Origin of the sequence: Rhodococcus sp. 15-725-2-2b (assembly GCF_002259075.1) — a bacterium.
Taxonomy (GTDB): Bacteria; Actinomycetota; Actinomycetes; order Mycobacteriales; family Mycobacteriaceae; genus Rhodococcoides.
On the sequence record NZ_NPFL01000006.1, the window covers coordinates 624,197 to 650,358 of the forward strand.

At 63.6% G+C, this 26,162-nt stretch carries 28 protein-coding genes and 1 riboswitch; of the genes, 10 read left to right on the forward strand and 18 right to left on the reverse strand.

Going from position 1 to position 26,162, the window contains the following annotated elements; translation table 11 throughout:
* Window positions 1–8: 8 nt before the first annotated feature.
* Together CH306_RS08730 and CH306_RS08735 are read right to left on the reverse strand one after the other, a co-directional pair.
* Window positions 9–605, reverse strand: coding sequence for a histidine phosphatase family protein (locus CH306_RS08730; protein WP_094646268.1), 597 nt, complete (start codon window positions 603–605; stop codon window positions 9–11).
* A gap of 4 nt (window positions 606–609) precedes the next feature.
* Complete coding sequence (locus CH306_RS08735) at window positions 610–1,521, reverse strand: LysR family transcriptional regulator (protein ID WP_256981100.1); 912 nt, start codon at window positions 1,519–1,521, stop codon at window positions 610–612.
* Window positions 1,522–1,603: 82 nt separating this feature from the next.
* On the opposite strand from CH306_RS08735, the gene CH306_RS08740 reads away from it, so the two are divergent.
* The gene (locus tag CH306_RS08740; RefSeq protein ID WP_094646269.1) at window positions 1,604–2,830 is read left to right on the forward strand and encodes an MFS transporter; all 1,227 of its coding nucleotides are present in this window, start codon (window positions 1,604–1,606) and stop codon (window positions 2,828–2,830) included.
* Here CH306_RS08740 and CH306_RS08745 read toward each other — a convergent pair.
* The 5 genes from CH306_RS08745 to lysX form a co-directional block, all read right to left on the reverse strand.
* Window positions 2,819–3,250 carry a DUF4190 domain-containing protein gene (locus CH306_RS08745; protein WP_052049965.1) on the reverse strand — a complete coding sequence of 144 codons (432 nt, stop codon included), beginning with the start codon at window positions 3,248–3,250 and terminating at the stop codon, window positions 2,819–2,821. The two genes, CH306_RS08740 and CH306_RS08745, sit on opposite strands and share 12 nt — an antisense overlap.
* A gap of 51 nt (window positions 3,251–3,301) precedes the next feature.
* On the reverse strand, window positions 3,302–3,703 hold the full coding sequence (locus CH306_RS08750; protein WP_094646270.1) for a PPOX class F420-dependent oxidoreductase: 402 nt from the start codon (window positions 3,701–3,703) through the stop codon (window positions 3,302–3,304).
* A gap of 173 nt (window positions 3,704–3,876) precedes the next feature.
* Window positions 3,877–4,881 (reverse strand): beta-ketoacyl-ACP synthase III, encoded by a 1,005-nt coding sequence (locus CH306_RS08755; RefSeq protein WP_032397016.1) that lies wholly within the window; start codon window positions 4,879–4,881, stop codon window positions 3,877–3,879.
* Between the two features lie 100 nt (window positions 4,882–4,981).
* Complete coding sequence (locus CH306_RS08760; protein ID WP_176459181.1) at window positions 4,982–5,878, reverse strand: alpha/beta fold hydrolase; 897 nt, start codon at window positions 5,876–5,878, stop codon at window positions 4,982–4,984.
* Window positions 5,879–5,987: 109 nt separating this feature from the next.
* Window positions 5,988–9,299, reverse strand: a complete 3,312-nt coding sequence (lysX, locus tag CH306_RS08765; protein WP_094646271.1) for a bifunctional lysylphosphatidylglycerol synthetase/lysine--tRNA ligase LysX — start codon at window positions 9,297–9,299, stop codon at window positions 5,988–5,990.
* Between the two features lie 306 nt (window positions 9,300–9,605).
* Here lysX and CH306_RS08770 point away from each other — a divergent pair, with 306 nt between their 5' ends.
* Window positions 9,606–10,595 carry a hypothetical protein gene (locus CH306_RS08770; RefSeq protein ID WP_256981101.1) on the forward strand — a complete coding sequence of 330 codons (990 nt, stop codon included), beginning with the start codon at window positions 9,606–9,608 and terminating at the stop codon, window positions 10,593–10,595.
* On the opposite strand, the gene CH306_RS08775 is transcribed toward CH306_RS08770, so the two are convergent.
* The 4 genes from CH306_RS08775 to CH306_RS08790 form a co-directional block, all read right to left on the reverse strand.
* On the reverse strand, window positions 10,571–11,131 hold the full coding sequence (locus CH306_RS08775; protein ID WP_094646272.1) for a GNAT family N-acetyltransferase: 561 nt from the start codon (window positions 11,129–11,131) through the stop codon (window positions 10,571–10,573). The two genes, CH306_RS08770 and CH306_RS08775, sit on opposite strands and share 25 nt — an antisense overlap.
* A gap of 149 nt (window positions 11,132–11,280) precedes the next feature.
* Window positions 11,281–11,700, reverse strand: coding sequence for a TIGR03668 family PPOX class F420-dependent oxidoreductase (locus CH306_RS08780; protein ID WP_094646273.1), 420 nt, complete (start codon window positions 11,698–11,700; stop codon window positions 11,281–11,283).
* 15 nt (window positions 11,701–11,715) lie between these two features.
* Window positions 11,716–13,101 (reverse strand): putative bifunctional diguanylate cyclase/phosphodiesterase, encoded by a 1,386-nt coding sequence (locus tag CH306_RS08785; RefSeq protein WP_094646274.1) that lies wholly within the window; start codon window positions 13,099–13,101, stop codon window positions 11,716–11,718.
* Between the two features lie 93 nt (window positions 13,102–13,194).
* Window positions 13,195–14,259 (reverse strand): substrate-binding domain-containing protein, encoded by a 1,065-nt coding sequence (locus tag CH306_RS08790; RefSeq protein ID WP_032397020.1) that lies wholly within the window; start codon window positions 14,257–14,259, stop codon window positions 13,195–13,197.
* A 47-nt stretch (window positions 14,260–14,306) separates the two neighbouring features.
* On the opposite strand from CH306_RS08790, the gene CH306_RS08795 reads away from it, so the two are divergent.
* The 4 genes from CH306_RS08795 to CH306_RS08810 all read left to right on the forward strand — a co-directional run bounded on the left by CH306_RS08795 (window position 14,307) and on the right by CH306_RS08810 (window position 18,519).
* Entirely contained in the window at window positions 14,307–15,506 is a 1,200-nt protein-coding gene (locus CH306_RS08795; RefSeq protein WP_094646275.1) for an MFS transporter, read from the forward strand.
* A riboswitch (cobalamin riboswitch) is annotated at window positions 15,494–15,682 on the forward strand. It overlaps the preceding gene by 13 nt.
* A 1-nt stretch (window position 15,683) precedes the next feature.
* The gene (locus CH306_RS08800) at window positions 15,684–16,712 is read left to right on the forward strand and encodes an ABC transporter substrate-binding protein (protein WP_094646276.1); all 1,029 of its coding nucleotides are present in this window, start codon (window positions 15,684–15,686) and stop codon (window positions 16,710–16,712) included.
* Window positions 16,709–17,734 carry a FecCD family ABC transporter permease gene (locus CH306_RS08805; protein WP_094628976.1) on the forward strand — a complete coding sequence of 342 codons (1,026 nt, stop codon included), beginning with the start codon at window positions 16,709–16,711 and terminating at the stop codon, window positions 17,732–17,734. Before CH306_RS08800 ends, CH306_RS08805 begins: the two co-directional genes overlap by 4 nt.
* On the forward strand, window positions 17,731–18,519 hold the full coding sequence (locus CH306_RS08810) for an ABC transporter ATP-binding protein (protein ID WP_045197814.1): 789 nt from the start codon (window positions 17,731–17,733) through the stop codon (window positions 18,517–18,519). The genes CH306_RS08805 and CH306_RS08810 overlap by 4 nt, the downstream gene beginning before the upstream one ends.
* Before the next feature lie 79 nt (window positions 18,520–18,598).
* Here CH306_RS08810 and CH306_RS08815 read toward each other — a convergent pair whose 3' ends face one another.
* Window positions 18,599–19,069 (reverse strand): nuclear transport factor 2 family protein, encoded by a 471-nt coding sequence (locus tag CH306_RS08815; protein WP_082074044.1) that lies wholly within the window; start codon window positions 19,067–19,069, stop codon window positions 18,599–18,601.
* Window positions 19,070–19,129: 60 nt separating this feature from the next.
* On the opposite strand from CH306_RS08815, the gene CH306_RS08820 reads away from it, so the two are divergent.
* Window positions 19,130–19,498, forward strand: coding sequence for a glyoxalase (locus CH306_RS08820; protein WP_094646277.1), 369 nt, complete (start codon window positions 19,130–19,132; stop codon window positions 19,496–19,498).
* Between the two features lies 1 nt (window position 19,499).
* Here CH306_RS08820 and CH306_RS08825 read toward each other — a convergent pair whose 3' ends face one another.
* The 3 genes from CH306_RS08825 to CH306_RS08835 form a co-directional block, all read right to left on the reverse strand.
* The gene (locus tag CH306_RS08825) at window positions 19,500–20,816 is read right to left on the reverse strand and encodes a CitMHS family transporter (protein ID WP_094646278.1); all 1,317 of its coding nucleotides are present in this window, start codon (window positions 20,814–20,816) and stop codon (window positions 19,500–19,502) included.
* Between the two features lie 3 nt (window positions 20,817–20,819).
* The gene (locus tag CH306_RS08830) at window positions 20,820–21,881 is read right to left on the reverse strand and encodes an isocitrate/isopropylmalate dehydrogenase family protein (RefSeq protein ID WP_230596961.1); all 1,062 of its coding nucleotides are present in this window, start codon (window positions 21,879–21,881) and stop codon (window positions 20,820–20,822) included.
* A gap of 162 nt (window positions 21,882–22,043) precedes the next feature.
* Window positions 22,044–22,946, reverse strand: coding sequence for a LysR family transcriptional regulator (locus CH306_RS08835; RefSeq protein WP_094646279.1), 903 nt, complete (start codon window positions 22,944–22,946; stop codon window positions 22,044–22,046).
* Between the two features lie 28 nt (window positions 22,947–22,974).
* Here CH306_RS08835 and CH306_RS08840 point away from each other — a divergent pair, with 28 nt between their 5' ends.
* Together CH306_RS08840 and CH306_RS08845 are read left to right on the forward strand one after the other, a co-directional pair.
* Window positions 22,975–23,484: a tetratricopeptide repeat protein gene (locus tag CH306_RS08840; RefSeq protein ID WP_094646280.1), complete on the forward strand. Its 510-nt coding sequence runs from the start codon at window positions 22,975–22,977 to the stop codon at window positions 23,482–23,484.
* Window positions 23,481–23,912 (forward strand): PPOX class F420-dependent oxidoreductase, encoded by a 432-nt coding sequence (locus CH306_RS08845; RefSeq protein WP_094646281.1) that lies wholly within the window; start codon window positions 23,481–23,483, stop codon window positions 23,910–23,912. Before CH306_RS08840 ends, CH306_RS08845 begins: the two co-directional genes overlap by 4 nt.
* An 82-nt stretch (window positions 23,913–23,994) precedes the next feature.
* Here the strand turns inward: CH306_RS08845 and CH306_RS08850 are convergent, their stop codons facing one another.
* Window positions 23,995–24,450 (reverse strand): DUF3237 domain-containing protein, encoded by a 456-nt coding sequence (locus CH306_RS08850; protein WP_094646282.1) that lies wholly within the window; start codon window positions 24,448–24,450, stop codon window positions 23,995–23,997.
* A gap of 1 nt (window position 24,451) precedes the next feature.
* On the reverse strand, window positions 24,452–24,979 hold the full coding sequence (locus CH306_RS08855; protein ID WP_094628960.1) for a phenolic acid decarboxylase: 528 nt from the start codon (window positions 24,977–24,979) through the stop codon (window positions 24,452–24,454).
* A 59-nt stretch (window positions 24,980–25,038) separates the two neighbouring features.
* Between CH306_RS08855 and CH306_RS08860 the strand changes: the two genes are divergently transcribed.
* The gene (locus tag CH306_RS08860; protein WP_217901355.1) at window positions 25,039–25,482 is read left to right on the forward strand and encodes a MarR family winged helix-turn-helix transcriptional regulator; all 444 of its coding nucleotides are present in this window, start codon (window positions 25,039–25,041) and stop codon (window positions 25,480–25,482) included.
* Window positions 25,483–25,584: 102 nt separating this feature from the next.
* Here CH306_RS08860 and CH306_RS08865 read toward each other — a convergent pair whose 3' ends face one another.
* The gene (locus tag CH306_RS08865; RefSeq protein ID WP_045197834.1) at window positions 25,585–26,079 is read right to left on the reverse strand and encodes a hypothetical protein; all 495 of its coding nucleotides are present in this window, start codon (window positions 26,077–26,079) and stop codon (window positions 25,585–25,587) included.
* Window positions 26,080–26,162 lie beyond the last annotated feature (83 nt).

Genomic DNA, 26,162 nt, shown 5'->3' on the forward strand with positions numbered 1-26,162 from the left:
TCTGTGGATTACCGATTGCGGGGCAGCAGGTCCCACACGTGCTCGGTTTCGTTCACCGAGGAGACCGACCTCGCGCCGCTGCGCGAGAACAGCACCCGCGTCACCGAGCAGTAGTCGATCGGGAAGCCGAGCACCTTCGGGGTCTGCAGAATGTCCTGCAGCAGGATGTTGATCACGCCGCCGTGAGCGAACAGCGCGACGGTGTCGGTGTGTGCGCTCGCCGAGACGACATCGGCGACACCGTCCAGAACTCGCCGGCGAAACGCCTGCTCGTCGACCTGCTCCGGGAGATACCCGGCCTTGATGCGATCGAATGCCTCACGGAATTCGGTCTTGGCCGACTCGATCGGAACGTAGCCGCCGAAGTCGCGATCGTATTCGGTCAGGCGATCGTCGGGCTCGACGGTCAGACCGAGCCGATCGGCCAGAGGCTGCCCGGTCTGGACGGCGCGTAGCTGCGAGCTCGAGACGACTCGCGAGATCGGGAACCGGGCGACGGCACCCGGCACTCGCTGGGACTGTTCGACGCCGAGTTCGGCCAGAGCGGGATCGGCCGAGGTCTCCGACCGTTGCGGGAGGGCATGCCGCACCAGAACCAATTGCATCGACTCACCTAATCACGAGTGTTCTGCCGCTGCGCAGCACCATCGATCGAAATGCCGCCACCTGACGCGGCGAATCGGCCTGCGGATCCCACACCATGCCGATTCGCCTGCGCGCGGCCGGTTGGGTGAGTCCGATGTCCACGGTTCCGCCCTCACCGCCGTGCGCGCGTATTCGCGGCAGAATGGCGATACCGAGACCGGCTCCGACGAGTCCGCGCACCGTGTGGGTGTCCTGACCCTCGAAGGCGATGCGCGGGCTGAAGCCGGCGTCCGCCCACAACTCGTCGCAGATCGAGCGCATCCCGAAGCCGTGGCCCATCGCGATGTAGTTCTCGTCGGCCGTGTCGGCCAGATCGACCGACCTGCGCGTGGCCAGCCGATGATCGGCCGGAACCACCAGCATCAGTCGCTCGTCGTAGAGCTGGAACGAATTGTGCTCGGTGTGTTCGGCGCTGAGAGAGACGAACGCCAGGTCGGAGACCCCGTCGGCGAGACGGTCGAGGCAGCGTGCCCGGGCACCCTGATCCAGATCGAACGTGACGGCCGGGTGGTCGACGCGGAACTGGCGGATCAGCGCCGGTACGACGTCCTCGCCCAGGGTGTTCTGAAACGCCACCGCGATACGGCCGCGGGCTCTGGCGTCGTGCTCGGTCATGGCGTCGATGCCGGCGTCGATGTCGCTCAACGCCCGCTGGAGATAAGGAATGAGCACTCGGCCGGTGCTGGTGAGCACGATCCCGCGGCCGCGTCGTTCCACGATGTCGACGCCCAGAATTGCCGAGGCGCGGGCGACCTGCCGACTGACGGTGGGCTGTGGGACGCCCAGGACGTGCGCGGCGTCGGTGATGTGTTCGGTGTCGGCCACTGCGACGAGAGTCGGTAGCAGCGGCAGGAGTTCGATCGCTTCACGACGCATTCCCGAATCATATCGCTGGTGTATCGGTTTGCCCGGTCTCATGCATTGGACGAATATCGTGAGCGCTTCTAACGTGATCTGCATGACCACGACGCAGCCCGAGGTGCTCGGATGGGAGGGACACCCCAGGGGATCGCGCGAATACCGCAGGCTCGTGCTGGCACTGCTGTTCGCCGGAGTCGCAACGTTCGCTCAGCTCTACTCGGTGCAGGGCATCCTGCCCCTCATCGCCGCCAATCTCGACATCACGCCGTCGCAGTCCTCGCTCGCGGTCGGGCTCGCGACGGTCGGCGTTGCGGTGTCCGTCATTCCCTGGTCGGTGGCGGCCGACCGTACCGGTCGTGTTCGGGCCATGACGGCGTCGATCCTCACCGCCACGACGTTGGGTCTGCTGGTTCCGCTCGCGCCGTCGCTCGAAGTGCTCTTGGTGATTCGATTCTTCGAAGGTGCTGCACTGGGCGGTCTTCCGGCCATCGCCATCGCGTACCTCAGCGAAGAGATCCATCACAAGCACACAGCCCTGGCCGCGGCGACCTACGTGTCCGGTACGACGCTCGGCGGACTGCTCGGCCGCATCGTCGCGGGACCCGTTGCGGAATACACCAACTGGCGGATCGGCACGTTGACCGTGTCGATGATCGCTGCGTTGGCCGCAGCACTGTTCGTCTGGCTCGCACCGAACCCGCGAACGACGCTCGTGCACAGCCAAATTCGTGACCTACCCGGACGGCTGTGGGTGAACCTGCGCGAGCCGGGGATGGCGGCACTCTACGGCCAGGGATTTCTGCTGATGGGCGGCTTCGTCGCGATCTACAACTACCTCGGATTTCGTTTGGAGGCCGTGCCTTTCGGGCTCCCGCAGTCTCTGATCAGCCTGATCTTCGTGGCGTACCTCAGCGGTACAGTGTCCTCACGGGTAGCGGGCAATCTCGCGACGAAGCACGGCAGATCGGTGGTGCTCGCCGGATCCACCGCCACGATGATCGCCGGAGTTGCCCTGACGATGGCGTCGAATCTCGCCGTCATTCTGACCGGCTTGGTGATCCTGACCATGGGATTCTTTGCCGCCCACGCCATCGCGTCGGGATGGACCGGACAACGAGCCGTCCACGGCCGAGCCCAGGCGACATCGCTGTACAACCTCTTCTACTACGGCGGATCCTCCGTCGTCGGCTGGATCGGCGGCGTCGTCTTCCAATCCCAGGGATGGAACGCGTTGGCGCTGTTCGTCATTGCGTTGGCAGTGATCGCAGGCGTGTGGGCCGCGTGCATGAACGGCCGATTGGCGAAGCCGGTATCAGTAGGTTGACGTGTTTGCGGCAGCGAGGGCAAAAATGACGATCGCACCCACGATGACGACGAAGAGCGCGATCGAGACGTAACCCACGATCAGGCCCGCCGTCGCAAAACCCGATCCGCCTTCGCCGGTGCGCTTGATCTGACCGCGCGAGATGTGGCCACACACCACCGCGCACACCGACGCAATCAACGGAATGAACGTCAGACCGAGAATCGCCAACACGAGTGACACGATCGCCAAGGTGTTGGTGGACGCCGGAGCCTGATACCCGCCGGCATACGGCGCATTCCCGTACTGCGAATACTGTTGCTGCGGGTTCGGGTACTGGGGGTTCGGGTTCTGATAGGGCGGGTACTGCTGCCCGCCGTACGGCTGATCCTTGTTCGCTGCGTCGAACGGATCGTTGCTCTCACCCTGCGGATAGCCCATGGCGGGAGTGTGGCACCTGGAGACAGCAGTCGCAACCGCTCTCCCTCGGCGCTACGTGCTGAGCTTGCCCCACCCCACATAGGCGTCGACAGTGACGTATCCGGTCACGCGCGGCTGATCCCGAACCGGATACGGATCGCCGGTGTAATGCGTCGAAATGCGATCGATGTCGACCAGATCGGGATCGTCACGCAACTCGATCGAACCGTGCACCGTCACATGGGTGTACCAACTGGCCTCGTCCAACACCGAAATCGAGACCTTCGGATTCGCCTTGATGTGCTCGAGACGCTTCCGCGACGCATCGAAATTGAGCACGACCTTCCCGTCCTCCCACAGATACCACGTGGGTGCGGTGATCGGCGTCCCATCTGCACGAACCACCGCCATGACCGCGGGATTGGCCTTCTTCAGCAATTCGACAGCGGCATCGGGCAACGGAGGCTTGGGCATACGACAACAGTACGACTCGACCCCCGCCTTGGGTCCCGAATCGCCCCACAGCGTCCCCCGGAGTCCACTCGATGTGCCATTGACTGCCGAAAAGGCCACTCAATGTCACATCGAGTGCACTGGGGTGAAGGGTGTGCACTCGAGAATCGGGTGCATCCGATGTGGATCGGCGACTACAGGTTGGGGAGTTTGACTACCTGTCCGGCGTAGGAGAGTCCGGCACCGAAGGCGAGCAGCAGTGCTGTGTCTCCTGCTTTTGCTTTGCCGGTGCGCAGTAGTTCTTCCATGGCCAGGGGGATCGAGGCTGCCGAGGTGTTGCCGGTTTCGGCGATGTCGTTGGCGACGGGTGTGTCCTCGTTCAGGTTCAGGCTCTTGGCGAGGAGTTCGGTGATGCGGCTGTTGGCCTGGTGGGGGATGAAGGCGTGCAGTTCGTCGGTTTTGATCCCGGCGACGTCGAGGACGCGCTGCGCGGCTTTGCCCATTTCGAATGCGGCCCAGCGGAAGACGGAGATTCCGTTCATCCGGATCCAGGGTCGCTCGAGGCCTTCTTCGGTGATGTAGTCGTACCAGTCGGTGGTCTGGACGATGGCGTCGGATTGCGAGCCGTCGGAGCCCCAGACGGCGGGTCCGATCTCGGTTTCGTCGCTCTGGCCGACGACCACGGCACCGGCGCCGTCAGCGAAGATGAAGCGGGTGGTGCGGTCGTAGGGGTCGGTGGTGACGCTGAGCTGTTCTGCACCGATGACGAGGACGTACTTGGACGTTCCGGCCTTGACCAGGTCCGATGCGACGGCGAGGGAGTAGCAGAAGCCCGCGCAGCCGGCGCAGATGTCGAATGCGGCCGGCCCCTTGGTGCCGAGTCCGTGCGCTACTTTTGCAGCTGCTTGGGGTGTGAGTTCGAGATGCGTCGAGGTGGCGACGATGACGGTGTCGACTTGGTCGGCGGTGATTCCGCTGGCTTCGAGGGCCTTACGACCTGCCGCGATGGACATCTCGACGACGTTTTCCTTGGGATCGGCGAAGCGCCGGTTCTTGATTCCGGACCGCGTCTGGATCCACTCGTCGCTCGAGTCGATGAATTCACAGATCTCGTCGTTGGTCACGACTCTCTCGGGGCGGTGAACGCCGAGTCCGAGTAGTTTCGACTGTCGTCCCTGCGTCGTGCTGATCGCACCCATCTTCAATTTCCTCTCGTGCTACCGCGCCATCGCCGAGCTTCGGCTCGGGTCTTGGGCTACGGGCTCGGTGACACACGTTACGTGCGTCGCCTCGAGGAGTTCACACCAGTTCGGTGATGAGGGCTGCGACCTCGGCGGGCTTGTCGATCATGGCGTGGTGGTGGGCGGGCATGACGACAGTGAAGTCGGCCCGCAGATACGCGGCCAGCTTGCGTTGAGTCTTGATCCATCGCTTGCCCCACGGGGAGGGTCGTCCGGTGTGGGCTGCGGCGACGATGACCGGAACGACGAGGGGCGAACGCTTCCGCATTCTGTTCAGTTCGGCGGCGAGGTCCGGGTAGACGACGTCCTCCACCAGGGCGGCGGCGAGGTAGGTGGGTCGTCGATAGATGTCGTCGACCCAGTCGAACGTCTCCTGCGGTGTGCCGTCGGGCGGTGTCGCCTGATTGAGGACGCGTCGCACACGCGGTCCGACCAGCTTCTGCAGGCCGGTCTTGCTGAGCGCGGTGGCGATGACGTGGGCAGCCTCGACGCGCACGACGGTCGGGACGAAGCGTCTGGGGTCGGATTCGGCGCTGGAATCGAGCAACAGAATTCCGCGGGTGCGCGACGGGTACAGCCGGGCCACAGCTTCTGCGTAGAAGCCGGCTATCGAATGACCTACCACGACGGCCGGGTCGGTGACTCCGAGTGCGTCGAGGACACCGATGATTCGGTCTGCCTCCCCGCGGACGGTGGGTGTGGCACCGGCGGGCAAGGGGTCGCTGAGTCCGAAGCCGGGGCGGTCGAGAACGACCACGTGATGGTGGGCGCTCAGGATGTCGACGGTGTCGTTCCAGTCGAACCAGTTACTGCCGAGGCCTCCGCACAGGACGACCGTGGGGCCGGTTCCGCGTACGAACAGATGCAGACGTTGCCCGTCCACCTCGACGTACTGACCGGGAGGATGTTTCACGGGAAACAACGCACTGCGTTCGGCTCGATCCCCGCTGTCCATGTTTGGTACTCCACGATGCTCTACCGACCTGTCGACTGTTTCACGCTCCAGTTTCCATCATTTTCCCCGTTTTGCACACTCGTGTGCGTGGATCGGTCACGAGGGAAGGTCATTGACGCGGCTTGGCCAGGGGGAACGCGAGCGTTTCCCGAATGCTGCCACCGGTGATGAGCATGACGACCCGGTCGACTCCCATGCCGAGACCGCCGGTCGGCGGCATCCCGTGCTCGAGTGCTTGCAGAAAATCCTCGTCCAGGCTCATCGCTTCCTCGTCACCGCCGGCCGCCAACAGCGACTGTTCGGTGAGGCGCTGTCGCTGATCGACAGGGTCGGTCAGCTCGCTGTACGCGGTACCCAGCTCCACACCCCACGCGACGAGATCCCACTTCTCGGCGACGCCCGGAATGCTCCGATGCGGCCTCGTCAACGGCGACATCGACGTCGGGAAGTCCTTGTAGAAAGTGGGGAATTCGGTGTAGTCCTCGACGAGATGTTCGTACATTCCCTGCGCGACGGCCCCAGCATCCCAGGTCTTCTCGTACGGAATGTCGTTCTCGTCGCACAGGCGTTGCAGCTCCTCCAGAGGAGTCGCCGGTTCGACGGGCACTCCCAACTTCTCGGCGACGGCACCGTGCAACGTCTTGACCGGCCATTCGCCGGAGATGTCGATCTCGATCATTTCTCCGTTCGGGCCGTCCGGGCGCAGGATGATCTCGCGTCCGTGCGCGGCAACGGCTGCTCGCTGAATCAGCTCGCGGCACAACACCATTGCGCGTTCGTAGTCGCTGTGGGCCTCGTAGGCCTCGAGGATCGTGAACTCGGGGTTGTGCTTGAAGTCCGCGCCTTCGTTGCGGAACACGCGGCCGATCTCGAACACCTTCTCCATGCCGCCGACACACAGGCGTTTGAGATAGAGCTCCGGTGCGATCCGCAGGTAGAGGTCGAGGTTGTAGGCATTGATGTGGGTGACGAACGGTGCTGCGTTGGCACCGCCGTGAACCTGCTGCAGAATCGGTGTCTCGACCTCCATGTATCCGCGCTCGCCGAGCGAATCACGAAGTGACTTCACGACATTGGATCGGGCGATCATCAGTGCACGAGCATCGCGATTGATCGCCAGATCGACGTAGCGTTGCCGCACCCGAGCTTCCGGGTCGGTGAGTCCGCGATACTTGTCCGGCAGTGGATGCAAGCACTTGGCATTCATTCGCCAGTCCGTCGCGAGCAGCGACAGCTCCCCACGCTTGCTGCGGCCGATCGCGCCACTGACCTCGATGAGATCGCCGAGGTCGAAATCGGCGTCGAAGTTCTCGATCGAATCCCCGACGCGATCGCGGTCGAAGAGAACCTGGATATCGGCCGACCAGTCACGCACCACAGCGAATACGACACCGCCGTAGTCGCGAATCCGCAGGATGCGTCCGGCAATTCGTACCGTTGTGCCCTGCGGCGAGGCCACCGCCGCCTCGACCGTATGCGTCGGGGGATAGGCGACGGGATAGCCCTCGGTGCCCTCGCGTTCGAGACGATCGAGTTTCGACATGCGTACGCGCACCTGGTCGGGACGCTTACGGCCCGGTGTCGGCTCGTCCGGGACGCTGTCGGGGCCGCTGCCGTCGGGATGAATGTCGTCGGCGTCGGCCAGAGCCGCGGGCACCGCAACGTGAGAACCGGTGTGCTTCGAGGCGCGTCGGAAGGTCGGCAGGGTCAAGAAGCCCTCGGCGATGGCCGACGCGACGCCGACCTTGGGCAACACCCGATTGTCGGCGAAGCAGAGGTAGCGCGGCTCCCATTCCGGAAGGTACTTCACGTTCGAGCGATACAGGGCCTCGAGCTGCCACCACCGAGAGAAGAACACCAGCACGCTGCGCCAGATTCGCAACACCGGCCCGGCACCGATCCGGCTGCCCTCCTCGAACGCCGCGCGGAACACCGCGAAGTTCAGCGAGATCTTGCCGACCCCGAATTGATCGGCGCTGGTGGCGAGCTCGGTCACCATCAGTTCGATCACCCCGTTGGGCGACGCCGGATCACGACGCATCAGATCCAAGGACACACCGGTGCGACCCCACGGCACCAGCGAGAGGACGCCGATCACCTTCTCGCCCTGAACTGCCTGCACCAGAAGACAATCGCCGTCGAGCGGATCACCCAGTCGACCCAACGCCATCGAGAACCCACGCTCGGTTTCGGTATCGCGCCACGCATCCGCGCAGGCAATGATCTCCGACATCTCCTCCGACGAAATGTCACGATGACGACGCACGGTGACCACGACACCCGCTTTACGAGCCCGGTTGACCGCCTGACGCACGGGGCGCATCTCGCGTCCATTGAGGTTGAAATCCTTGGTTTTCAGGATCGCTTCGTCGCCGAGTTCGAGGACACTCAGTCCGGCCCGCTTGTACGCGGTCGCGCCGATCTCGCTGGCGCCCATGACAGCTGGGGTCCAGCCGTATTTCTCGGCCAGGTCCAACCATTCCGAGATCGCATGCGGCCACGCCTCGGGATTGCCGATCGGGTCACCACTGGCCAGACAGACGCCGACCTCGACGCGATACGTCACCGCCGCCTTACCGCTGGTGGCGAAGATGACGCCCTTGTCGCGGCGAGTGGCGAAGTAGCCGAGGGAATCGTCGGCACCCCATTTGTCGAGCAGGCCACGCAGCGCGGACTCGTCGCGACCGGTGAGCGCGTTGCTCGACCGCTGCGACCGAAACAACGTGACGACAGCCCCCAACAACGCCAACGCTCCGAACAGCCCGAGGGCCGTGTTCACGATGCCGTTCGGCCTGCCGTCGAACTGCTCGTTGTCCACCGTCGCCAACGCCGTCACGCGATTGAACGCCCACAGGAACGTCTGACTCTCCGGCAACGACCCGGGGAACAACGCAACCAGCGCCCACCCGATCACCGTCCCGATGGCCGCGCCGAGCACGAGCACCCCGAGTGCCTTCCACACCGCACCACGACGCACCCGCGTGTAGAACTCCTTGCGCGCGGCGATCAACACCCCCGTCACCACAACATGGACAGCCAGCGCAATCCACGAATTGACGCTCTTGTCCGTGATCCCCTCGACCACATTGGTGATCGCCAACAACACCAGATAGATCGTCAGCAACCACCACGCAATGCGCTTACGGCTCGCCAACGCCGCCGCCAACAAACCGACCACCAGCGCCCACGACAAACTCGTATCGGGAGCATCGAAGTAATAGCTGTCGACGTACTCACGCGGAACGTGAATCAGGAAACGAAGAGTCGGCGACAGACTCCACAGAAACAACAACACCGCGAACACACCGAGCACCAGACCCGCGATATGCGGAACCTCACTCAAACGACCGCGCTCGGGTGGCACGAACGACCGCGGAACCATGGACCCGGACCGCTCCGAGGAAACTGCTGTCGCCGTCATATCTCACTCCCGAAGTCAGAATGCACTTGCACCGTAGACGGTATCCCCGCCAAGGCGAGTCAGGTGCCCATTGCCCGCACCCCCGCCCACTCAATGTGACGTTCAGTGGCCTTTTCGACAGTCGATGTCACATCGAGTGGACATCGGGTCGGTTGCGGGCGGCGGATCTTCGGGTGCGTTGGATCTCGATACGACGTCGCCTCGGCGCGCGTGGGTGAAAGTTCGTCCACAGGGCGTGAGTTATCCACAGGGCAGTTCGTTTCCCGTCGTCGCGGCGGATTCGGGGTGCGCGGACTGTGCATCATCATGGCCATGAAGCGGGGTGGAGCACGAGTCGATGCGAAGGTGATCGCGGCTGCGTCGGATCGCGGGTTCATGAGGACAGCGCACTTACTCGAGCTCGGGGTGGCCTCGAAGACCATCGTTCGACGCACCCAGCCGGACGGCAGCTGGTCACGGGCGTTACCTGGGTTGGTGTTCTTGAAGAATCGTTCGCTGACGCCGATCGAACGCGCCACCGCGGTGGCGATCTACTGCGGCAAGGATGCTCTCATCAGCGGTCGGGCAGGGCTGGCGTTGCATGGATTGGGCACGTCGGGTTCGTTGGAGGAGACGTTCGCACTGATTCCCGAGCCGCAACATCGCAAGTCCGTGGGCTTCGCTGTCGTGGAGCGGACGTGGCGAATGCCGACGGCGGAAATCAAGTCGGGACTTCGCGTCGCCCCGATCGTTCGGTGTCTGTGCGATGCAGTTCGACGGATGAAGAATGCCGAGCAGTGCATGGCGTTGATTGCCGGTGTCGTGCAGCGAGGTGCGGCCACCGTGGACGCGATCATGAAGGAACTGAACGCCGGTAGTACGCGGGGAACTGCGATGCCACGTCGAGTTCTGAGGGAACTGGCTGCAGGTGCGCACTCGGTGGCGGAGGCTCAGGCCCAGAAGCTGTACGCGCGCAGCGGACTTCCGACGATGCAGCACAACGTGGCTGTCCACGACGAGCAGGGCAGGTTCCTGCTGATAGCCGACAACTGGCTCGACGATGTCGCGTTGGATTGGGAGATCGACTCGCTCGAATACCATCTCTCGCCCGCGGCGCACAGGGCGACGGTGGCGCGTCGGGAACGAGCGCAGAATGCCGGCCTCATCGTGGTGACACATCTGCCGAGCGATATTCGGGACGATCCGGAACGCGTTCTGTCCGACCTTCGGGCGCGTTACGAGCAGGCCAAGGCGCGACCGCGACCGAATGTCACGGTCCGACCGCGAGCGGATCAGGCTCGTAGTCGCTCGGGTTGATACACCCACACCATGTGCTTGCCGGTCTCGGACGCAGCTGCGATCGGTCGATGCTCGATCCTGTCCAGCACGAATCCAAGCCTCTTGGGTACGGCCTGGCTCCGGAGATTCGCTGCGTCACAATGAATTTCGACTCGACTGATTCCGTCCAGCCTCGAGGCCTCCCGTATGAGGGCGGCGACGGCCTCGCTGATCACCCCACGTCCCTCGGCCCGGGCGTCGAGCCAGTAACCCAATTCGATGCCGTGCGGGCCGATCCGGCGATGCATCCCGATCTTGCCCAGAAACGCAGCGCCGTCGCGCTCGAAAATTCCGTAATCGAACATCTCCCCGGCATTCCACTGCTCGACGGCCTCCGCAATGCGAGCCGATTGCACCGAAGGCTGGGCCGCTTCTTCGGTCGCCCACCCCATCCACGGCGCAAGGCGCGCGAGATTGCGACCGATCACGTCGGCAACGGCAACGGCATCGCCGGCCGACTCGCGACGAATGAGAAGTCGGCCGGTGACAATCCGATCGGGAGGTACATCCAGCATGGCCAGCAGTGTGTCAACAGTGCACCCGATCTGCCAACGAATTTCGTTGCACTGTCACCCGCTCGCAGTCCACTCGATGTGCCATCGACGGGCGAAAAGGCCACCGAAGGTCACATTGAGTGGACAAGGGGCAGCGGCAAGGGCGGGGTTCAGGAAGCCGACCAGGATCTCCAGGACAGTTTGTCGATGATGATGACCGGACCTTCGGGTCTGTTGTTTTTGTATTGACTGTATTTCGCGACCAGGGCGTCGGTGGCCGATGTGCCTTCGGCGCTGGAGGTTTCGACGATGTGGGCGGATCCGTCCGCGCGGATCCACCAGAGTTGGGACCAATCGTCGGTGTAGTGGTCGACGATGAGGCTGACGGCGGGGTCGGCGCGGATGTTGTCGAGTCGCTGGAGTTTCTGCGTTGTCTTGGGTTTCCAGTCGATGGCGGTGAAGATTCGGTCGCCGGTGGGGGCGACGGCGAAGACGATCGGGACCAGGTGTGGTGTGCCGTCGGGGTTGATGGTGGAGAGTTGGGCTCGGGGTGCGGCGGTGAAGCGTTGGACTTCGTTGTCGATCTTCACGTTCGGTTCCTCGGGTTATGCGGATTCGCTGTGGGTGCTGTGTCGGGTGATGAATTGTTCGAGTGCCGCAACGGACATGGGGCGTCCGAGTAGGTGTCCTTGGCCGAAGGTTACGCCCATGTCGGTGCAGATCTGGAGTTGTTCCGGTGTCTCGATTCCCTCGATGACGGTGTCTTTGCCGAGAGTGGTGGTGACGTCGACGAGGGCTGTGCAGAGCGTGGTCATGGCGCGGCGTCGGTGCAGGTTGTCGCTGTCGAGGTGTTGGGTGAGGGATTTGTCGATCTTGAGGGTGTCGACGGGGAGGGTGGCGAGTCGTTCGAGGGAGGAGAAGCCGGAGCCGAAGTCGTCGATGGCGATGAGGACGCCGTGGCGTTGGACGTCGCGGAGTTGGTAGTGGACTGCGTCGAGGTCGTGGAGTGTCTGTGATTCGGAGAGTTCGAGGGCGAGTCGTCCGGGTTCTATGCCGTAGGTGTCGACGGTGTCGATGACGTCGGTGGCGAGGGTTCCCGTGGCGAAGTGGGCTGGGCTGATGTTGACGCCCACTTGGAGGTGGATGTTGCGGGTCTGCCAGTCCGCGATCGTGTGTGCGACCTCGGCGAGAATCCACATGCTCAGCGGGACGATGAGGTCGGCGTCCTCGGCGAGGGGGATGAAGGTGTCAGGCATCAGCAGGCCGAGTTCGGGGTGGTTCCATCGGATGAGTGCTTCGGCCCCGACGACCGTTCCCGTCGCGAGTTCGACGATGGGTTGGTAGACCATCGTCAGTTCGCGCTCGACCATGGCGGTGCCGCGTAGTCGTTCGATGAGTTCGAGTCGGGTGCGGTTGGTGTGGTGGAGCTCGTCGGTGAAGACGTGGTGTTCGTTGCGTCCGACGGCTTTGGCGGCGTGCATGGCTGCGGTGGCGTTGTGGACCAGTTGGGTGGCGCTGATGTCGGTGGTGGTACTCGAGGCGACTCCGACGCTGGCGGTGAGGGTGAGTTGGCGGCCGGAGAGCTCGAAGGCGGGCTCGAAGATGCTCGCGAATCCGGCAGCCAGGGCGCGCGCGGCTATCGAGTGGCAGCCCCGCGCGATGACGACGAATTCGTCGCCGGTGAGTCGGCCGATGGTGTCGCCGGGGCGGGTGGAGGCGAGCAGTCGGTCGGCGACCATGCACAGCAGGCTGTCGCCCTGCGCGGGGCCGAGAGCGTCGTTGAACTCTCGGAATCCGTCGATGTCGACCAGCAGGACGCTGAACTGACGATCCGGGGTGCGTCGGTCGAGCTCGTCGGTGATGAGGGCAAGAATCTCGACGCGGTTCGGAAGACCGGTCAGCGCGTCGCGTTGGGCAGCTGTTCCGCCTACGGCAGCGGCTGAGGTAACCGCGGCGACATGACGGGGCGGCGCGTCGTGCTCTCGGCTCACTGTTCCCCCTCATGGCCGGACAGCCATGGATGATACTAGCCGAAGAGTCTGCTTGAACGCTATAAACAGGGGGCATCCCCTTTTTTAGGACTATTAGATCACGGTGTCCTTGGTTTGTGGGCCGTTTGCGCGTCCTGTCGATGCTCGTTCTTCGACGCTCCAGATCGCGTCGTCCACGCTGTCGCTGAGTCCGAGCACCCACCGAGCCGCCGACCGGCCCTGATCGAACAGCGACTGCGCAACGGTGGTCAATCCGGCCTCGGCCGCGGCAGGGGAGTCGTCCCACCCGGTCACGGCCAGTCGCCCCGGAACGTCGATTCCGGCCGTGGCCGCAGCATCGAGCACCCCGAGGGCAAGTTCGTCGCTCATCACGAGCAATGTGTCGATAGCGTTGTCCTGCAACAACACCTGCGCTGCTCGGTCCCCTTCGGGGCGGGCGTTGTTGGTGGTGAACAGTGTCGGTACCGTCGACCATTCGATCCCCGATTGCAGGCATGCGTCTCGGTAACCCTCGAGTCGAGCTCGGGTCACCGGCATCGAGATGTCCGACGCGTCCGCGCCACGCACGATCGTCGATTCGCGTCGGGTATCGGGCCTGAGAGCGACGATGGCAGGTCGAGATCGGCTGTGCAATGCGGCGGTGGCCACCGCGTCGGCTGCCGCCCTGTCGTCGATGGCGATCGAGTTCAGGCCGGGGTGGTCGGGCCCACCCTGGATGCACGTGGGGCGGCCGGTCTCGACGAGCACGTCGAGCAAGGGGTCGTCGATCTCCGTTGTCCACACCACGTACCCGTCGACCTGTGCGTCTCGGATGCGAGCGTTGTCGGTGTCGCGGTGCAGGTTCGGCAGCATCACCAGCGCGGTGTCGGCGTCGAGACACGCTTCGGCGATGCCGGACAGAAAGCGTCGAGCCTGGGGATCCTCGAAGGCGTAGGTGAGCTTCTCGCCGAGGACGACGCCGATGCTGTCGTGCCTGCCGCTGCGCAACGACCGCGCGGTGCGGTTGGGACCGGCGTATCCGAGGGCCGCTGCTGCCTCGTGCACGCGATCGCGGGTGGCCGCGGAAACTCGGCTCGGTCGGTTGTAGGTGTACGAGACGCTCATGGTGGAAACGCCTGCGGACGCTGCGACGTCGGCCATGGTCACCCGAGTGTTCACCGGCCCACTGTAGCGCGCGGCACCGATGATGTGTAACGATACACAGCATGTCGTCGCCGCTACCGAAGCTGCTGGTGCTCGCCGCAGCCGCATTCATCTACGTCACGGCGGAAACGCTGCCCGTGGGGTTGCTCCCCGAGATATCCGGGGACCTCGGCGTCGGCGAATCCGCCGTGGGTCTCCTACTGACCTTCTACGCGTACGGCGTCGCCGTGATGACGATGCCGTTGATCCGGTTCGTGCGGCAGTGGCCCCGACGACGCGTCGTGGTCATCACCGTTGCCGCACTGGCACTCTCGCAACTCCTCTCGGCGGTATCGGTCGGATATCCGATGTTGGTGATCTCTCGAATGCTCTGCGCGGCAACGCACGGAGTCTTCTGGGCTGTCGTCGCTCCGGTCGCGGCATCGCTGGCACTACCCGGTAAGCAGGGCAAGGCCATCGCGACGGTGTATGCCGGTACCTCGTTGGCGTTGGTTGCCGGCAACCCGCTCACGGCAGCACTGGGCCAGTGGCTCGGATGGCGCACCGCAGCAACGATTCTCGGCATCGTCGCCGCAGCCATCGCGGTGGCGCTGTACTTCGTCCTCCCGGCACTACCGGTCACCCGAGCGGTCTCGGAAACGAAGAAGACACCGCGGGTGCTCGACGGCTCCCTGGCCGTTCTGTGTGCAGTGACGTTCCTGGCCGTCCTCGGTCATTTCGCCGCGTACACCTACTTCTCGGTGATCGTCGACCGTGCCATCGGATCGGCAGGAACCACCCTGACCTTGATGCTGATGCTGTACGGACTGTTCGGGGTGGTCGGCATCTGGGTGATCGGGAGAACTTACGACCGGTGGCCCCGGCACTCGACCATCGCGGCCCTCGGTGCGGTCGCAGCGGCAGTGGCAATTCTCTGGTGCACTCTGAGCGGGGCTCCGGGCAGCTGGGCCGTGTTCGCCGTCGGTGCCATCGCGTTGTGGGGGCTGGCCTTCACCACCCTTCCGGTGTGTATTCAATCGGCCGTGGTCAGAGCCGCCCCGGCCGATGCGGACAAGGCGTCGGCGATCTACGTCGTTTCCTTCCAGTTGGCGATCGCGACGGGCGCACTGCTGGGCGGTGTGGTGATCGACCTGAGCGGCATCGGGGCCGTCACCGCTGCTGCAACAGCCCTGGTCGCCGCAGCGCTGGCCGTGGTCGTGGTGGCGCGCAGAACCTTTCCGACTCGCTACGCACAGGAGCCGGTGACAGCAACGGCACGCTGACCGTTGAGGTACCCCGCACGATAGGGTCAGCACGCGACGAACGAGGGAATCCGGTGCAATTCCGGAGCTGGCGCGCAACGGTGACGAGTGAGAGCTCGAAGTCCGAATGCTCGGACGTCGCGATCCACCTCCAACCGCGGCTCCGCGACACGAGCCCTCAGCAGGAAGCTTTTCACGATGCGCACCACCCTCGCCGTACTAGGCGCTGTCTCGTTCCTCGTTCTCGCCGGCTGTTCGTCCACGGCGACGACCGACGCGGCCACCCCGACCACAGGAAACTATCCGCTGACCATCGACAATTGCGGTCGCGACGTCGTCGTCGACGCCCCGCCGCAACGTGCGGTCTCGTTGAATCAGGGTTCGACGGAAATCCTTCTCTCGCTCGGCCTCGCCGACCGTATGGTCGGCACCGCTACCTGGACCGACCCCGTCCGTGCGAACCTCGAGTCGGAGAACGCGAAGGTGCCCAGGTTGGCGGACAACAAACCTTCCCTCGAGGTGGTGTTGGACGCCGAGCCCGACTTCGTCACCGCGTCGTTCGGCGGCACCCTCGGACCGGGAGGCGTCGCCGACAGAGACCAGTTCGAGCAGCTCGGTGTGCCGAGCTACCTCTCTCCCACCGACTGCAACGGCAAGACCGACGACAGCGTCAACTCCGACGGCGCGCGTACGTCGCCACTCGAGATAGAGACCGTCTACCAGGAGATTCGCGACCTCGCGGCCATCTTCGACGTGCGTGATCGCGGTGAACGCTTCATCGCCGAACTGCAGGATCGCTTCGCGAAGGCATCGGGAGCCGTCGACGCCTCCGGTGTGTCGCTGGCGTACTGGTTCGCCGACACCGACACCCCCTACATGGCCGGATGCTGTGGATCGTCGGGCATCATCACCGAATCCGTCGGTGCCGAGAACATCTACGCCGACACCACCGACGAATGGCCACAGGTCAATTGGGAGAGTGTTCTCGATCGTGATCCCACCGCGCTCGTGCTCGCGGACCTGAGCCGACGGAGCATCGCCGGTGATGCTCTCGACAGCAAGATCGCTTTCCTGGAATCGAATCCCGTCACGAGTCGGCTCACCGCCGTCGAGAGCAAGCGGTACATCGTCGTCAACGGTGCCGACCTCAACCCGTCGATCCGTACGATCGACGGGGTCGAAAAAGTTGCTGCTGCTCTGCAGAACTGGGGATCGACCACCCCATGAGCCGGACCGATCGCGGGTTGCTGATCCCGCTTCTGCTCGGTGGCTTCGTGGTGTTGGTGCTTTCGATCGGCGTGGCCGTGACCATCGGTCCGGCCAGCGTGTCGGTATCCGATGTGTATCGAGTGATACTGGGGCACATCGGGATCGGTACGGCCGAAGTGAGCCGCATCGAGGACGGCATCGTCTGGCAGTTGCGATTGCCCCGAACGCTGCTCGCCGCCGTCTGCGGTGCAGGCCTCGCGCTGTGCGGAGCCATCATGCAATCGCTGCTGCGCAATCCCCTCGCCGACCCGTTCGTACTGGGTATCTCGTCGGGCGCATCCACCGGTGCCGTCGTCGTCGCGGTGCTCGGCGTCGGTGGCGGTGCACTGTCGCTGTCCACCGGAGCCTTCGCCGGAGCGCTGCTGTCGTTCGTGCTGGTCATGCTGCTCGCCGCAGGTGCGGGCGGCGGCAACGACCGCGTCGTGCTGGCGGGAGTGGCAGGTACACAACTGTTCTCGGCTCTGACGTCGTTCATCGTCATATCTTCGGCCGACGCCGAGCAAACCCGAGGAGTCTTGTTCTGGCTGCTCGGTTCCTTGAGCGGCGCCGACTGGACGGACGTGGCACTGTGCGGCACTGTGGCACTGCTGGGCATGGCGGTGTGCCTGTTCAACACCTCGGCCCTCGATGCCTTCACTTTCGGGCACGACGCGGCCGCATCCCTCGGCGTTCCGGTGAAGTACGTGCGAATCCTGTTGCTGGTCATGACCGCATTGATCACGGCCGCCCTCGTCAGCGCCGCCGGTGCCATCGGATTCGTAGGGCTGGTGCTACCGCACGCTGCTCGTTTCCTCGTGGGGTCGCGCCATCGAAGACTGCTTCCGACGACGGTGGTGATGGGGGCAATATTCATGGTCTGGGTCGACACCATCGCTCGAACGGTGTTCGCACCACAGGAAATTCCGGTCGGAGTGGTCACGGCCCTTATCGGCGTTCCGGCCTTCGCCCTGATTCTCTTTCGGCTCAGGAGATCTCGATGACACTGCACGCCAGAGACATTCGATGGACCCGGAGTGGACACCCGATCCTCGACGGCATCAGCTTCGCGCCCGAACCGGGAGAGACCATCGGCCTGATCGGCCCCAACGGCTCGGGCAAATCCTCCCTGTTGCGCATTCTTGCCGGCATCGTCGCACCCGACAGTGGCGACGTGCTGCTCGACGGAGACAACCTGCGAACACTGCGCCGACGTCGCGTCGCCAGACGGGTGGCCATGGTCGACCAACACTCCGACACCGACGTCGACATCAGCGTCCGCGACGTCGTCCGCCTCGGCCGCATCCCACATCACGGCATCCTCGGCGGCGACGCATCCGACGACGACGCCGCCATCGCACGAGCACTCACCGACACCGCCATGGCATCGAAAGCCACCCGACGCTGGCACACCCTCTCCGGCGGCGAACGCCAACGAGTCCAGATCGCCCGAGCCCTCGCCCAGCAACCCACCGAACTACTGCTCGACGAGCCGACCAATCACCTCGACATCCAACATCAACTCGACATCCTCACCCTCGTCGCAGGCCTACCCCTGAGCAGCTACATCGCCCTGCACGACCTCAACCTCGCCGCCATGTTCTGCGACCGAATCATCGTCCTCGATCACGGCACCATCGTTGCATCGGGAACCCCGAACGAAGTGATCACCGAACACCTCGTGCGCACGGTATACAACGTGAACGCCAGCGTCACGAATGCCGACAACTACCCCCAGGTGACCTATCGCCGCCCCACCCCCTCCGACCCTGGAGTCCACTCGATGTGACATTGACCGCCGAAAAGGCCACTGGATGTCACATTGAGTACCGGCGGATGGCACACGGTGTGATGCCGGGCCGGGTGATCTAGAGTTGCCGCAGTTTCTTCTCGAATGCGTCGATGCGTGTGGTGTCCTCGAAGAAGTCTTCTTGCGAGATGATTTTCCCCCAGCTCGTGCGGACCAGGAGCACGGTGCGGTTGTTGTAGATCTGGGTGCCGTCGGCTGCGTGGGCTCGGTCGTCGAACCGCACGAGCAGGGTCATTCGCCAGGGTGCGCCGCCACTGTAGATTTCGCTGATCTGTCCTTGTATCCCGGCTGCGACGAAGTCCTGGAAGAATCTTTCGATGGCTGCGCGGCCGCGATGGGTGCCCGACCAGCGGCTGTCTCCGTCGGCGAACTTGAGCACTGCGTCTCGGTGGAACGACGCGAGCAGGGGACGGTAGTCGCCGTTGTTCAGCGCTTCGATGTCTCGCTGCAGCTTGAGTGTCAGCGCTCGCATCAGCAGAAGCTTGAATGCGAAGGCCGTCGAGATGCCGGCCAGAAATCTCAGTTGCATGCCCATACGTTTGCCTACCGTTCATCGACGTGTCAATCGAGTCGGCGGTACGTTCTGTCGATGATTCATCATGTGCAGGTCGCGTGTCCGGCGGGCGGCGAGGATCTAGAGCGAGCGTTCTTCTCAGGAGCCTTGGGCTGGGAGGAGGTCCCGAAGCCGCCGTTGTTGGCCGTTCGCGGGGGCTGTTGGTTCCGGGTGCCGGGTGTAGGTGGTCCCGACGGTGAGTTGCATGTCGGCGTCGACGACGACTTTCGTCCGGCAGTGAAGGCGCACCCGGCTTTCGTTGCCGACGTCGATGCAACCGCTGCGGCGTTGACGTCTGCCGGCTACCCGGTCGATTGGGCCGACCCTGAGGGGATCGAGGGTCGACGACGGTTCCATACCCGCGACGGAGTGGGCAATCGAATCGAATTCGTGGCAGCACAATAGGTCACAGACCCACCGAGATGGCTCCGGTGACAATCGCGAACACGATGTACATCAGCGACGCGGCCAACACCCACAGGAATGCGAAGCGTTGGAAGTCGCCCAGTGACGCGCGGACCAGGCCGAGAAGAACCCACAACGGTGCCGACGCCGGTCCGATCGAGTGAGCCATCTGGCCGATCACGGCGGCACGCGCCATCTCTTCGGGTGGGATGGAGTACTGCGCAGCCGATTCCGCGAGTACCGGCACTATCCCGAAGAAGTAGGCGTCGTTGGCCATGAAGAAGCTCAGCGGTATGCCGATCAGCGCGGCTGCGGCGGGAATCATGCCCTCGGCACCGTCCGGAATCAGAGATATCAGCGCGTCGGCCATGGCGGTTGTCATACCGGTTTCGGTGAGGATGCCGGTGAACACGCCGGCACCCAGGACCAATATGACGACGGGGACGGCGTTGGCAGCGTGCGATCGGATCACCTCGCCCTGATCGGAGGGCTTGGGGTGGTTGACGACGAGCACGATGATGAATCCCAGCATGAACAGCACCAATAGGTCCGCGACTCCCAGCACCAGCAGCACCAGCAAGGTGACCGTCAGTGCTGCGTTCACCCACGTTCGCCAGGTTGCCTTCGTCAGAAGTGTTCCCTCCGAGCCCTCTTCGTGCCCGCCAGCAGACACGTGCGCGGTGACTTCGGCGATGCGCTCAGGGGAGATCTTCTTACGTGCGCTGCGCCCCAACAGGTACGCGAGGCCGACGATCGCCGCGGACATCAGCAGCATCGCCGGCAGCATGTGTACGAAGTACTCGGTGGCATCGATCTGCAGCACGCTGATCGCTCGGGTCGCGGCTCCGCCCCACGGCGTAGTACCGGATATGGTCCCGAGAGCCATGGTCGCGATCGTGGCGATCACCAGGGGGTTGATTCCGAGCTTGCGATAGATGGGGATAAACGCGGAGCAGATGATCATGTATGACGTGGTGCCGTCGCCGTCGAGTGCGACCGGGAGTGCGAGAACCGCTGTGCCGACGCAGATCTTGACTGGGTCTCCGCCGGACAGTCGGATGATGCCGCGCGAAATGGGGTCGAACAGTTTGGCGTCCATCATGATCCCGAAGTACAGCACCGCGAAGAGCAGCAAAATTGCTGTGGGAGCAACGGTTTCGATGCCTTTCGTGACCATGTCCGGTAGCGCTGCACCCTGTCCACTGATCAACAGAACAACGATGGGGATGGTGACGACGGCAACCAGTGCCGTCGCCCACTTCTTGATCACCACCAGCATGAAGGATGCGAGTGAGACGAATCCGAGCACTGCCAACATGATTCAGCGCTCCGATTCGAGGTGCTCGATTACTGCGAGCGTGAAGCGCTCGGTGGTTGCGGTTCCGTGGAGGTCCGCCGTGCGGGTCTCGGGCATACCCACGGCCGTGTCGATGGCTCGATGAATCGATCTGCCCGCTGCAGTCAGTCTTTCGTCGCCGCGCTGCTGTCCGATCCAGTCCAGGAGCATTGCGGCAGAACCGATCAGCGACGCGGGATTGGCGATTCCTTGCCCTGCTATGTCGGGTGCCGATCCATGTTGTGCTTGCGCGACGGCGTGCTTGTCACCGACATTCAGTGACGCCGCCAATCCCAAGCTGCCGGAGAGCTCGGTGGCCTCGTCCGAGAGGATGTCCCCGAACATGTTGGTGGTTGCGATCACGTCGAAGGACTCCGGTCGACGTATCAGCAGCGCGGCGACAGCGTCGACCAATAGCTCCTCGTAGGAGACGTCGGGAAAGTCCTGCCGGACGGCTCTGGCCGCCTCGAGGAACAGCCCGTCGCTCAGCCTGAGGACGTTGGCCTTGTGCACCACGGTGACTTTCGATCTACGCGTCCGTGCCAGCTCGAACGCTCGGCGCACGATGCGTTCGGAACCGTGACGAGTCACCTTTCGAATGGCCAGTGCGAGGTCCTCTGTGGGCATGAACTCGCCACCACCGGCGAACATCGTCCGATCGGCATAGAAGCCTTCGGTGTTCTCTCTGGCAATCACGAGGTCGAAGTTCTTGCCGAGAGGATTCGGGAGAGCCGGGACAGTCCTGGCGGGCCGAATGTTGGCGTACAGGTCCAACTTTCGCCGCAGTATTCCCGACGGGTTGACGCCGCCTTCGGAGGTCGGTGGGTAGTCCAGGTGCGACACCGGGCCCAGAACGACGCCGTCTGCTGCACGCGAGAGATCGACGATGGCGTCGGGCATGGTTGTCCGCGAGGCGGCGAGCGCATCGAAACCGATGGTTCCATCGGTGAACCTGGCGGTGATTCCGTTGTGCGCGAGCGCACTTTCGACCACCGAGGCAGTCGCCGCGCTGATCTCGGGACCGATGCCGTCGCCGGCGAGAACCACCAGTTCGACTGTGTTGTCTGGGGCTGGCGCTGGGTGTCCGGTAGTCACGATGTCTCCAGGTGTTCACGTCCGCACTGTTGCGGACTAGGTCACCGATGTGACCTGTGGCATACCTTGCCGCCTACGCAGCGTGAAGACCAGAGATCGTTTCTTACATCTGACTCAAGCAGAATTCATAGCTTCGAAGAGCGTGACGAGCACCGATGTCATGGCATTCGATGCAGGGGACGGCGCCCGCTGCTCGAGGCGGCACAGCAGGATTCGCCGCCTCGAGAGTTCATCCAAGGCAATCGACTCGACGCCCTCGCGAAGGTAGCGAGTGGTCATCGCGGGTGCCACGGTGAGTCCCAGCCCGGCAGCAACCATCGCCTGAGATTCCATGTAGTCGTTGGACTCGATCAGGATCTTCGGCTCGAAACCGGCTTTGAGACAGGCTGTTCGGAACATCGTGGTGATGGAGTGCTGCGACGCGCGAACAATCCACTGTTCGCCTTCGAGCGATTGGAGTGGAACGGGGCCTCTCCGAGACCAACCCGCGGGAACGAGAAGGACCGTGGCGTCCTCGGCGATGACTTCGGTCTCGACGTCGTCGACCACCATCGGCAATTCCGGGTAGTCCCATGCCAAGGACAAATCTACTTCTCGGCCCAGCAGCATCGCGTGCAGGTCGCGCAGCCGCGACGACCGTATGCCCAAATCGATCCCTGGATGCGCAGAGCGAAATGCACTCATGACGTCCGGCAGAAGAGATGCAGCGAAGGAAGGGAAGACGCCCAGGGTGACGTGGCCGCTGCGGGCGTCGAGCAGATCGTCGAGGTCGGCGCGCAGGGCAGACAGTTGCGTGTCGATCGCCGCCGCTCTCCCCGCAACGAGCCGACCGGCCTCGGTGAGGCGCACTCCGCGTGCGTGTCGCTCGAGGACCGGGGTTCCGACGACGGCCTCGAGTCTCTTGACCTGCTGGGACACAGCTGAGGGGGTGAACATGAGCCGTTCGGCAGCGGCCGTCATCGACCCGCTGCGGTCGATTTCCACCAGCAACTTGAGTAGGGACAGGTCCACATCCATCTGTCGAGACTAAGCGGTGTCTGCGACGATGGAGCGCGTGACGACAGGTGGAGGCAATGTGGACCCGCTAGTGGCGTTCTGGCGTGAAGCGGATGACACCGACCCCGTCCGTATGCGTGTCGAGATGGCGGACTTGCTCTCGGCCGCATCCTATTCGGATGCTCGTACTCTGTTCGAGCGTGCATCGCTGGAAGACTTCTTGGGCGACGGTGCGGCCGCAGTCCCGTTGTATGAAGCCTCCCTGTCGGCTGGTCTCGAGGGCGACCGGGAAAATCAGGCCCGGATCCAATTGGCGAGTTCATTGCGCAATGTCGGGCGACCGCACGATGCATTGCATGTGCTCCGAGAGTTCGAGTTCGCGAACGAATACATCTCCGCACGTGACGCATTCGTGGCGCTGGCCCTGTGGGATATCGGGGATGTAGCGCAGGCGCTTCGGAGTGCGCTTCAGGCAGCGAACCCTGCAATGGGGAAATATCGTCGAGCAATCGGGGCCTACGCGGCCGAGTTGTCAACACGACCTGAGGGGAATCCATGACCGACAGCGCATTCGATCCACACGACCTTCTCGAACAGAGCCGAATCGGAGTGTTGGCGACCATCAAGGCCAGCGGACTTCCGCAGCTCTCGCCGGTGACGCCGTTCTACGATCGCGCTGCCGAGACCATCCGAATCTCGGTGACCGAAGGACGAGCGAAAACGGCCAACTTGCGTCGAGATCCACGCGCCGCACTAGAAGTGACCAGTCCCGACGGTAGGGCATGGGCGACGGCGGAGGGCACCGTCACCCTCACCGGTCCGGGATCGTCACCGAACAGCCCCGAAGTCGAGGCACTGGTCGACTACTACCGCGCTGCGGCCGGTGAGCACCCTGACTGGAACGAATACCGAGCAGTCATGGTCGCCGACCGACGAGTTCTGGTGACTATCTCCGTGACCCACGTCTACGGCCAATCGATGGCCTGACACCCCTCCCTGTCCACTCGACGTGACATTGATTGCCCGAAAGGCCACCGAATGTCACATTGACTGCGCGAAATAACGTCGGTCAGGTGATCTGATAGATGTCCAGTTCGATCGAGTTCGGCAGTCGTTTGCCGGATCCGAGGAACAGTCGTTCGTTCATCCATGCGAGGCGGCTTGCGGCGGAGGACAGGCGCGGTTGGCTTCGGAAGTAGACGCGATCGGCGGGCACATCTTCGCCGCGGACAAGTGCGTCGATGTCCTCTTCGGCACCACTTCGTATGCCCATGTTGTGTACGGCGACTCGTTCGCCCGCATCGGTCTCGAGGGCGTATCGGGCGTCCAGTTCTGTGATTGTGGGGGTGCGGAGAATCTGGTGATCCGCTCCGCCGGGCAGGACTCGGCCGCGCAGTAGGGGGCCCTCGACGGTCCCGCCGAGGATCGGCACGATGCGGCGGTGACCATCGACCACCTCGCCCAAGTCGATCGGTTCGCCCACGGTTACCGACAGATGTGCGACGAAGATCAGATCGGGGCGCACGTCAGTTCGTTCGGTCGGCGAATCCGTCGGGCAGATCGCTGGGCGCGAGCGACACGATCGTCTCGTCGTCGATGCCGACGTGCTCGAACAAAGTGATTCGGGCGAATTCGGGGACCACGTAAATGGGGTAGGTCGGTCCGGCATCACGATAGGCGCGCATCTCGTCGAGATGATCATTCTGGTACAGAACAGTTTTCGTACCGTCCAACTCGATCCACTGAGGGAAGAAGATCGTGCCGTGCAGACGCCGCTTGCCGGGAATGACGTTGACGACGACGGATGTTCCGGTGGGCTCGTTCCATGAGATCTTGTAGACGTCGTCATCGAGTTGGACCAGATCGACTTCCTGGTCCTTGACCCATCGACCACCGACCATGCCGGTGTGGATGCGGTAGTCGATCGTCGTAGCGTTCTTGACGTACATCTCGTACTGCCAGTTGTTCGCGTACGTGTAGATGAAGCGGTGCCCGACGATGCCGCTGAGGTCCTGATTCGGGACCGGATTCTGAACCGAGGTCTCTATATCCATAAGGACATTTTGTCACAAAACTATGTTTGCGGCAAAACTACATGTGCGATCATCGAACGATGCACTCCTCCGCAATCGAGCTCGCGCGACAACTGGGGCCGCTGCGACGCTCGCTGCTCCGCGCGACCCGCGAGGCCGCGGATTTGCCTGACCTCCCCGACTCGCACGTCGAGGTGATGAGGGCGCTGGTCGACAAGCCGTCGATGAGCCCCGGCGTCCTCGCGGCACATCTGAACCTCGCTCGCTCCACCGTGAGCAACCTGATCAAGGCAATGGTCGACGCGGGTCTCGTCGAACGATCGATCTCGTCGAACGACCTCCGGGGAGCGACCCTGACGGCGTCGACCAAGGCCCTCCGCCTCCTCGCCGAATACGACGCAGTCAGCTCGCAGGTCCTTTCCGACGCACTCGACGAGCTGACCGTGGACAGCCGTCGAGCACTCTCTGCGGCAATCCCTGCTCTGGCCGACATCACGGAAATCCTGGCTCGTCGATCGTCCTGAGCGTTTCGCCCAGTCGACCGCAGTCCACTCGATGTGACATTGACTGCCGAAAAGTCCACTGAATGTCACATCGAGTGTCTACCGGGTACGCCGACGGTGGAGTCAGGCAACAGTGTTCATGTCGCGAACCAATCGAGGAGTGCGCAGCTGACGAACAGTCGACAGCCAATGGCGTACGGGATAGGAAAGCCGGACGACGAAGTAGTTGACGAACTCGATGACTCCGAAGAGCCATACCGCGACGACGGCGAGAGCCGCACCGATCCCGGCGGGAAGCCATACGATGATGCCCACCAACCCGGCAGCGAGCAACGCGACGTCGACGATTCGACACACCCGGTAGGTCCCGCGTAGGAAGACGGGCATCGGGTGGTTTTCGACCCAGGAACGCGCCAGCAGCCAGTAGACCCCCGCTTGTACGAGCACGACGAGCAACGGAACAAGGGCGGACCACAACGCGAGACGGTCTTGTCGGTCGTCGAGCCGCGGTATCGCCATGGTGAGGGCAAGCGTCAGGAAGACTACGGCTGCGACCAGCTCGCCGATCCCCAGCGACAGATATCGCCGACGCAACCCCTCTCGTCGGCCGGCCAACATGTCGTCAGACTACCGAGCACGGCGGCCGAGACCGATTGGCCGTGCGCTGGGCTCCCTCCAGCAGTCCACTCGATGTGACATTG

What these genes read in the sequence shown, in the direction of transcription:
- CH306_RS08740 (WP_094646269.1), top strand. Translation starts at nt 1,604, where the DNA reads ATGACCACGACGCAGCCCGAGGTGCTCGGATGGGAGGGACACCCCAGG.
- CH306_RS08815 (WP_082074044.1), bottom strand. Translation starts at nt 19,069, where the DNA reads ATGCAACTGAGATTTCTGGCCGGCATCTCGACGGCCTTCGCATTCAAG.
- CH306_RS08820 (WP_094646277.1), top strand. Translation starts at nt 19,130, where the DNA reads ATGATTCATCATGTGCAGGTCGCGTGTCCGGCGGGCGGCGAGGATCTA.
- CH306_RS08775 (WP_094646272.1), bottom strand. Translation starts at nt 11,131, where the DNA reads ATGCTGGATGTACCTCCCGATCGGATTGTCACCGGCCGACTTCTCATT.
- CH306_RS08730 (WP_094646268.1), bottom strand. Translation starts at nt 605, where the DNA reads ATGCAATTGGTTCTGGTGCGGCATGCCCTCCCGCAACGGTCGGAGACC.
- CH306_RS08795 (WP_094646275.1), top strand. Translation starts at nt 14,307, where the DNA reads ATGTCGTCGCCGCTACCGAAGCTGCTGGTGCTCGCCGCAGCCGCATTC.
- CH306_RS08810 (WP_045197814.1), top strand. Translation starts at nt 17,731, where the DNA reads ATGACACTGCACGCCAGAGACATTCGATGGACCCGGAGTGGACACCCG.
- CH306_RS08770 (WP_256981101.1), top strand. Translation starts at nt 9,606, where the DNA reads ATGGCCATGAAGCGGGGTGGAGCACGAGTCGATGCGAAGGTGATCGCG.
- CH306_RS08760 (WP_176459181.1), bottom strand. Translation starts at nt 5,878, where the DNA reads ATGGACAGCGGGGATCGAGCCGAACGCAGTGCGTTGTTTCCCGTGAAA.
- CH306_RS08865 (WP_045197834.1), bottom strand. Translation starts at nt 26,079, where the DNA reads ATGTTGGCCGGCCGACGAGAGGGGTTGCGTCGGCGATATCTGTCGCTG.
- CH306_RS08845 (WP_094646281.1), top strand. Translation starts at nt 23,481, where the DNA reads ATGACCGACAGCGCATTCGATCCACACGACCTTCTCGAACAGAGCCGA.
- CH306_RS08800 (WP_094646276.1), top strand. Translation starts at nt 15,684, where the DNA reads ATGCGCACCACCCTCGCCGTACTAGGCGCTGTCTCGTTCCTCGTTCTC.
- CH306_RS08735 (WP_256981100.1), bottom strand. Translation starts at nt 1,521, where the DNA reads ATGCGTCGTGAAGCGATCGAACTCCTGCCGCTGCTACCGACTCTCGTC.
- CH306_RS08860 (WP_217901355.1), top strand. Translation starts at nt 25,039, where the DNA reads ATGCACTCCTCCGCAATCGAGCTCGCGCGACAACTGGGGCCGCTGCGA.
- CH306_RS08835 (WP_094646279.1), bottom strand. Translation starts at nt 22,946, where the DNA reads ATGGATGTGGACCTGTCCCTACTCAAGTTGCTGGTGGAAATCGACCGC.
- CH306_RS08855 (WP_094628960.1), bottom strand. Translation starts at nt 24,979, where the DNA reads ATGGATATAGAGACCTCGGTTCAGAATCCGGTCCCGAATCAGGACCTC.
- CH306_RS08750 (WP_094646270.1), bottom strand. Translation starts at nt 3,703, where the DNA reads ATGCCCAAGCCTCCGTTGCCCGATGCCGCTGTCGAATTGCTGAAGAAG.
- CH306_RS08840 (WP_094646280.1), top strand. Translation starts at nt 22,975, where the DNA reads ATGGAGCGCGTGACGACAGGTGGAGGCAATGTGGACCCGCTAGTGGCG.
- CH306_RS08755 (WP_032397016.1), bottom strand. Translation starts at nt 4,881, where the DNA reads ATGGGTGCGATCAGCACGACGCAGGGACGACAGTCGAAACTACTCGGA.
- lysX (WP_094646271.1), bottom strand. Translation starts at nt 9,299, where the DNA reads ATGACGGCGACAGCAGTTTCCTCGGAGCGGTCCGGGTCCATGGTTCCG.
- CH306_RS08745 (WP_052049965.1), bottom strand. Translation starts at nt 3,250, where the DNA reads ATGGGCTATCCGCAGGGTGAGAGCAACGATCCGTTCGACGCAGCGAAC.
- CH306_RS08825 (WP_094646278.1), bottom strand. Translation starts at nt 20,816, where the DNA reads ATGTTGGCAGTGCTCGGATTCGTCTCACTCGCATCCTTCATGCTGGTG.
- CH306_RS08805 (WP_094628976.1), top strand. Translation starts at nt 16,709, where the DNA reads ATGAGCCGGACCGATCGCGGGTTGCTGATCCCGCTTCTGCTCGGTGGC.